The organism is Streptosporangium sp. H16 (assembly GCF_051918855.1).
Classification (GTDB): Bacteria; Actinomycetota; Actinomycetes; order Streptosporangiales; family Streptosporangiaceae; genus Streptosporangium.
Window position 1 is genome coordinate 1 of record NZ_JBPXMD010000128.1, and the last position, 752, is coordinate 752.

At 73.1% G+C, this 752-nt stretch carries 1 protein-coding gene; it reads right to left on the reverse strand.

Annotated elements, in window-relative coordinates:
* The coding region (tnpB, locus tag ACTOQ2_RS43985; protein WP_440107997.1) for an IS607 family element RNA-guided endonuclease TnpB at nt 1–752 on the reverse strand (752 nt) is incomplete at both ends.

Consider the following 752-nt stretch of genomic DNA (forward strand, 5'->3'; position numbering starts at 1 on the left):
TCCGGGGTGCGGGGGCCGACGCGGCGGGCGAGCTGCTTGCTCAACCGGCGCAGCCGCTTGAGCGCCGAGCGGTGATGTTTGGGATTGGCGACGACCTCGCCGGTGGACAGCACCGCGAGGTCCTTGACGCCCAGGTCGACGCCGACGACGGCGCCCGGCCTGGCCGGGGCGCGGCCGGCGCGGTCGATCTCGCAGGTGAACGCCACGAACCACCGCCCCCCCTCACCGCGGACGGTGGCCGACAGGATCCGCCCCGTGCCGCGCTCCAGGTGCCGGGCGAGTTTGCGGGTGGGCTCACCCGTGCGGATGGTGCCGAGCCGGGGCAGTGTCACGTGGTGGCGGTCGGCTTCCACCCGGATCGCGCCGGTGGTGAACCGGCACGAAGGGGCGGCGCGGCGCTTGGACCTGAACCGGGCAAACCCCATCTTCGGCCCCTTACGGGTGCCGTGACGCGAAGCCGCCCAGTTCCTCAGCGCCCGCGCCACCCCGTCCAGGCCGGTGGTGTAGGCCTCTTTGGAGTGCTCGGCCCACCACGGCGCGACGGTGTTCTTGGCGGTGTTCCAGGCCCGGCGCAGACCGTACAGCGACCACGGCACCTCGGTCAGCATCTCATCCGCGAGGCCGTAGGACTTCTCCGCCTCCCGCTGGGACAAGGCGGCCTTGACGAGATTGAGCCCCCAGTTGAAGGCGAACCGGGCCGCGCCGCAGTGGGAGGCGAGCAGGCGCGCCTGCTCGGGGGTGGGGTCCAGGGC